Annotated in this window: 7 protein-coding genes; 5 read left to right on the top strand and 2 right to left on the bottom strand. The window is 31.1% G+C overall.

From position 1 onward, the window contains the following. From EZH24_RS05640 to asrC, 5 genes are all read left to right on the top strand, one after another. Positions 1 to 514: DUF819 family protein (locus EZH24_RS05640; RefSeq protein ID WP_137998165.1), on the top strand; the 514-nt coding region annotated here is incomplete at its 5' end. 93 nt (positions 515 to 607) lie between these two features. Next, positions 608 to 1297 (top strand): Crp/Fnr family transcriptional regulator, encoded by a 690-nt coding sequence (locus EZH24_RS05645; protein ID WP_137998166.1) that lies wholly within the window; start codon positions 608 to 610, stop codon positions 1295 to 1297. 65 nt (positions 1298 to 1362) lie between these two features. Beyond that, the gene (gene asrA / locus EZH24_RS05650) at positions 1363 to 2373 is read left to right on the top strand and encodes an anaerobic sulfite reductase subunit AsrA (protein ID WP_137998167.1); all 1011 of its coding nucleotides are present in this window, start codon (positions 1363 to 1365) and stop codon (positions 2371 to 2373) included. After that, a complete protein-coding gene (gene asrB, locus EZH24_RS05655) occupies positions 2370 to 3167 on the top strand; it encodes an anaerobic sulfite reductase subunit AsrB (RefSeq protein WP_137998168.1) in 798 nt (265 codons plus the stop codon). The genes asrA and asrB overlap by 4 nt, the downstream gene beginning before the upstream one ends. Before the next feature lie 9 nt (positions 3168 to 3176). Continuing rightward, positions 3177 to 4145, top strand: a complete 969-nt coding sequence (gene asrC / locus EZH24_RS05660) for a sulfite reductase subunit C (protein WP_137998169.1) — start codon at positions 3177 to 3179, stop codon at positions 4143 to 4145. A 114-nt stretch (positions 4146 to 4259) separates the two neighbouring features. Here the strand turns inward: asrC and EZH24_RS05665 are convergent, their stop codons facing one another. Beyond that, the gene (locus EZH24_RS05665; protein ID WP_137998170.1) at positions 4260 to 5012 is read right to left on the bottom strand and encodes a sirohydrochlorin cobaltochelatase; all 753 of its coding nucleotides are present in this window, start codon (positions 5010 to 5012) and stop codon (positions 4260 to 4262) included. 18 nt (positions 5013 to 5030) lie between these two features. After that, a partial coding sequence (locus EZH24_RS05670; RefSeq protein ID WP_137998171.1) for a helicase-related protein occupies positions 5031 to 6577 on the bottom strand: 1547 nt, incomplete at its 5' end.

Genomic DNA, 6577 nt, shown 5'->3' on the forward strand with positions numbered 1-6577 from the left:
AGTTTTAATTTCAAAATATATTTCAAATATCTTTTCAAATTTTATTCCGATTAATAATATATTATTAAAAACTTTTAACGGTTTGCTCGGCAATCAATATTTGATTATTACGACAGTATCGATTATTTGCGCGTCCGTTTTTAAGAATATTTTTAACAAAATAAATTTATCGCAAGAAATAGGAACTTTTTTTATTTATTTATTCTTTTTTGTCATAGGATGTCCAGCTTCTTTAAACGAAATAATAAAAAATTCTCCTCTTTTATTCGTTTTTTGTTTGATAGCTATTTTTATAAATATGGCTTTCACTTTGGTTTTCGGTAAAATATTAAATTTTAATTTGGAAGAAATTATATTGTCATCGAATGCGAATATAGGAGGACCGACAACAGCAACGGCTATGGCTATATCTAAAGGTTGGGTGGAGCTTGTAGGACCTATAATGCTTGTCGGCATTTTTGGATACGCTATCGGAACATATTTTGGAGTTTTAATCGGCAATTTATTGATATGATTTTATTATTTAAGGAAGCTAATAATATTTTTAATGCGGATTTTTACGCGGTTGACATTTTTCGATATAGTTATATTCTATAATTAACAGTTTATGATTTCGTTAAATGAAGCTTTTGAAAAAATTGAGATATTCGGAAATATCAATCCTAAAACTATGGAATATTTAAAAGGATTTTCCAATTTAAAAAAATATAAAGAAAAAGAACATATTTTTATGGATAAAGACGAAGTTATAAATATATATATTATAGTTCGCGGGAAAGCCTCTCTTTATAAATTAAGCAATTTCGGAGATAAGAAAGTAATTTTTATATTTGATAAAGGAAAAATATTAAACGAACATAGTTTGCAAGATATTAAAGTTTCCATTAACTGCGAAGTTTTGGAAGATTCGGTTATATTGTCGATTCCGTCAAAAGTTTTAATAAAAGCGATGGAAAACGATTTTTCGCTTTCAAAATATATGCTTAATTTAATGTCTTTAAATATAAGAAGACTTTACAGACAATTACAAAACACTACCGCGGATTTTAAATGTGAGAAAAAATTGGCTTCAAAATTGCTTAAATTGGCTAAAGATAACGGAATAGCTTGCAAAAATATAGTCAAAATAAATATTCCATTAACGGTGACTTATCTATCCGAGATGATAGGAGCGAGAAGAGAAACCGTTTCAAGGCAGATAAATAAATTATCAAAATTGAATCTTATAGAATTTAAAGGCAATAATATTTTTATTAAAGATATAGATAAATTAAGAGATTATTTTTACGACATGTGATTTATATCACAGACAATTTTTTTTATTTTTTTTATTATTTGTCTATAAACGAACGGAGGTTATAAATGGGATATAAGTTGCAAAAATCGGATATGCAAAAAGTATTCGACAAATTGAAAGAAAAATATATCGTCTACGCTCCAAAACTTTTTGAAGGAACGGGAACTTTCTCCGATACGAATATAGTCCGATACGATAATATTTCAAATATGGAAGAAATCGAATTTGAAAAAAAATCTGATTATTCTTTCAAAGAGGCTATTTTGCCTATAACTCAAACCTTATTTTATTTTACCGAAAACGAAATTAAAGAAGCGGATATTGAAAGAAATAAAGGAGCGATTATATTTTTAAGAAGCTGCGATTTGCATGCTATAAAAAGATTAGACCAAATATATTTAAAAAACGGTTTTGAAGATTATTATTATAAACGATTGAGAGAAAATATTAAATTCGTTTTGATAGGATGCGAAAAATCTTTTGAAAATTGTTTTTGCGTCAGTATGAACAGCAATAAAACCGAAGAATACGATTTAGCCTTTAATATCAAAGACGATTATTTTGAAATAGACTGCAAAGATAAAGAATTTGAATCTTTATTCTATTCTTACGAGAAATTAGAAGTAGTTCCAAACTATGTAAAAGAAAACGATATTAAAGTTAAAGTTCCAGATAATTTGAGTTTGGATATTTACAAATCTTCAATGTGGGAAGAATACGATGGCAGATGTATAAATTGCGGAAGATGTAATTTTGTATGTCCGACTTGCTCTTGCTTTACTATGCAGGATATATTTTATACCGATAACGGAAAAGTAGGAGAGAGGAAAAGAGTTCATGCATCATGTATGGTTGACGAATATACGGATGTGGCTGGAGGCGGCGCTTATAGAAAGAAGAATGGAGAGAGAATGCGTTTTAAGGTTATGCATAAGGTATTCGATTATAAAAAAAGAAACGGATACTTTATGTGCGTAGGTTGTGCGAGATGCGACGATGTTTGTCCAGAATATATATCTTATTCTAATTGCATTAATAAATTGGAAAACGGAATGAAGGAGGTTTTGTCAAAATGAGAAGTAACAACGAATATGCGCCTTTTTTATCGGAAATTTTGGATATTAAAAAACATACAGATATCGAATATACTTTTAAAATGTCTTATGACGGAAAAGTAAAAGCGGGACAATTCTTCGAGGTTTCAATTCCTAAATTTGGAGAAGCTCCGATTTCAATAAGCGGTATAGACGATAACAGCGTTGATTTAACTATAAGAAAAGTCGGCAAAGTGACAAACGAAATATTTGAAAAGTATGTCGGAAATAAACTATTCATGCGCGGTCCTTACGGAAACGGATTCGATGTGGATATTTATAAAAATAAAGATATCGTAATAATCGCGGGAGGAACGGGAGTATCGCCAGTCAGAGGAGTCATAGATTATTTTAGCGAACATAAAAACGAAAGAAAAGATATGACGGTTATTATAGGATTTAAAAGTCCGAGCGATATTTTATTTAAAGAAGATATTGACAGATGGAATAAAAATATGAATCTTATTTTAACCGTAGACGGAGCTAACGAGGGATATAAAGAAAATATAGGGCTTGTCACAAAATATATTCCAGATTTGAAAATAAACGATATTAACGAAACTGTGGCTATAGTGGTAGGTCCTCCAGCCATGATGAAATTCTCCATAATGGAACTTGAAAAGATAGGATTCAAAGAAGAAAATATTTGGGTTTCTTACGAAAGAAAAATGTGCTGCGGAATAGGAAAATGCGGACATTGTAAAATAGACGATGTATATATATGTTTGGACGGTCCCGTATTTAATTATGTTAAAGGAAAAACTTTAGTAGATTAAGGAGCGAATATGCTTGATATAAATGTAAAAAAACTTAAAAAGAACGCTTTTAGAATAACGAAAGAAAGAGGATTAACCGCTTCAAGAATAAGAGTTCCAGGCGGGCATTTGAATGTTAAATATTTCGATATAATAAAAAATATAGCGGATAACTACGGAAACGGAACTATACATATTACGGTTCGTCAGGGTTTTGAAATTCCAGCAATAAAAATGGAAGATATGCCGAAAGTTAACGAACTTATTCAGCCTATTATAGAAGGATTGCATATTAATCAAGACGAGCATGGAAAAGGCTATACTTCTTCGGGAACGAGAAATATATCGGCATGCATAGGAAACAGGGTTTGTCCTTTCGCCTGCTACGACACTACGACTTTCGCTCAAAAAATAGAAAAAGCTGTATTTCCAAACGATTTGCATTTTAAAATAGCTTTAACTGGATGTCCGAACGATTGCGCTAAAGTTAGAATGCATGACTTTGGGATTATTGGAATGACTCATCCTCAATACGAAAAATATAGATGCATAACATGTAAGGCTTGCGTAAAATCATGCAAAAGAAAATCGGCAGATGTGCTTAAAGTAGTTAATTATAAAATAGAGAGAAACCATAAAGGATGCATAGGATGCGGAGAATGCGTTTTGCAATGTCCGATGCGAGCTTGGACAAGAAGCGATAAAAAATATTACAGGCTTACCATAATGGGAAGAATGGGCAAAAAGAATCCGAGACTTGGAGAAGATTTTATAAAATGGGTTGACGAAGAGAGCATAATAAAGATTATACTTAATACTTACGAATATGTAAAAAAATATATAGATTTAACCGCTCCAGGAGGAAAAGAACATATAGGCTATATAGTGGATAGAACGGGATTTGAAGAGTTTAAAAAATGGGCTTTAAAAGATGTCAAATTGCCCGAAATAGCCGAAGTGTTTACTCCTATTTATTGGAAAGGCGTTCATTATGTTTAAATATTTCAAAATATTAAAATAGATTTCACGATATGTATAAAAGTATCATTTTTAAAAATTTCCTTAACTTTAAGGATATCGTAATCTATGCGATGTCCTCAAAGTTAATTACGGTTAATTATTTATTAATTTTTTCGTTTTGTTAATGCATAATTCCAAAAATAAATCCCATTCTCCAAAAGTTCTATCCATAACTTCCGATTCCAATCCCAACTCTTTGATTTGATTTACTATATCTTTAGAAATTTCGTTTTTATAATGAAAAGATTTCGATATTAATATTGGAACGATTAAAATTTTTTTATTTAATTTTATAAGTTTATTTTTAATTTCGTTTATTCCTATTCCTTTGGCAAAAGTCATGGTTATATAGGATTCGTTTTCCAAATATAATTTATATCCGAGCATTCCGTAAGCCGAGTTGGAATGATGTTTTCCGCCATGCCCTACAAACAAATAAGTATAATCGTTTTTATGAAATTCTTTTTTAATTATAGAAACTATATTATCGTAATCTTCTGGAGTCGAAAGAGACGATTCTCCGTATTTTATTACCGAAAAATCTTTTTTGAATTTAGTCGTAGTATGAAAGCCTTTGCTATAATCTTTATTTTGCAAAATAACTATCGGAGATATGTATATTTTTTCGATATTTTTATTTTTTAATTCTTTTAATCTACTTTCTATAGTAGGAAAGATTTCTTCGTTTAATATCATTTTTCTTATAGCGCTCGAACTATAAGCGTCAGTTATATGGAAGTCTTTAAATTCGTTTTCAAATTTTTTAATTATATTGGCATACATTTCTCTCGAGTCGTCATAATTGCTTGTCCCATGAAATAATAATATTATGCTTTTTTTACCCATAAAATCTCCAAATATTTTTTATTTTATCTTCACTTTGCCAATTTTACTTTTATTTTTACTCGGCGATTTTGAATTTTTTAATTCGTTTATTCTCTCTCTAATTTCAATCGCTTTTTCAAATTCCAAATTATCGGAAGCTTTTTTCATTTCCTTTTCAAGCTCTATTATATAATTTTTGCTTTCTTTTTTAGGGTCAATTTTTACTTCATCGTTAAATCTTCTAAAATCAAAATGAAGTTCGTAAGAGGTTTCGACTTTATCTTCCCTCTCTATTATATCTTGTATTTTTTTTACGATTGTTTTCGGAGTTATATTATTTTCTTTATTGTATTTTATTTGTTTTTCTCTTCTTCTGTTTGTTTCGTCAATTGCAACTTTCATCGCGTCGCTAATTTCGTCCGCGAACATTATCACTCTTCCGTTTGCGTTTCTCGCCGCTCTTCCTATAGTTTGAATAAGCGTTGTCGTGTTTCTTAAAAATCCCGTTTTATCGGCGTCCAATATCAATATCAAAGAAACTTCGGGAACATCGAGTCCTTCTCTTAAAAGGTTTATTCCAACCAATACATCGAATTCTCCGAGTCGCAAATCTCTTATTATTTCAACTCTTTCAACCGTATGAATGTCGGAATGCAAATATCTCGTTCTTATGTCATGTTCGTTTAAATATTTAGTCAAATCTTCCGCCATTTTTTTTGTCAAAGTCGTTATAAAAATTCTTTCGTTTCTTTCGACTACTTTTTTTATCTCTTCGATTATTTTGTCAATCTGTCCGTCAATCGGATAAACTTCAATCTCGGGGTCAAGTAATCCAGTCGGTCTTATTATCTGCTCGACTACATGTCCGCTTTTTTTTATTTCGTATTGTGCGGGAGTGGCGCTTATATAAATTGTGTCGCCCGTTAGTTTTTCAAATTCTTCAAAAAATAAAGGACGATTATCCAATGCGGACGGAAGTCTGAAGCCGTATTTTACCAAAGTCTCTTTTCTGCTTCTGTCTCCATGGAACATTCCTCTTATTTGCGGAACGCTTACATGCGATTCGTCTATAACGGTTAAAAAATCTTCGGGAAAATAATCTATCAAACAGGCGGGACGCTCTCCTTCGTTTCTGCCCGATAAATGACGAGAATAATTTTCAATTCCCGAGCAATATCCGACTTCTTTAAGCATTTCCAAATCGTATTTTGTTCTTCCGTATAATCTTTCCGCTTCGATAAGTTTTCCTTCGCTTTGAAATTTATCGTATTGTTCTTTAAGTTCTTTTTCGATTAATTTTATTCCTTTGTTTAATTTTAGCTCTCCCGTGACGAAATGTTTAGCGGGATAAATTACTACTCTGTCTTGCTCTTCGATTTGTTTTTTCGTTATGGGATTTATTTTTGTAATTCTTTCGACAGTATCGCCGAAAAATTCTATTCTTATAACTTCGTCCGAATACGCGCTCATTATTTCCAAAGTGTCGCCGATTACTTTGAATTTCGCTCTCTCCAAAACATCTCTCGTTCTCTCGTATTGTATAGAAACCAATTTTTCTATTATAGCGTCTCTGTCGTATTCTCCGT

This window comes from Brachyspira catarrhinii (genome assembly GCF_005518285.1).
Classification (GTDB): domain Bacteria; phylum Spirochaetota; class Brachyspiria; order Brachyspirales; family Brachyspiraceae; genus Brachyspira; species Brachyspira catarrhinii.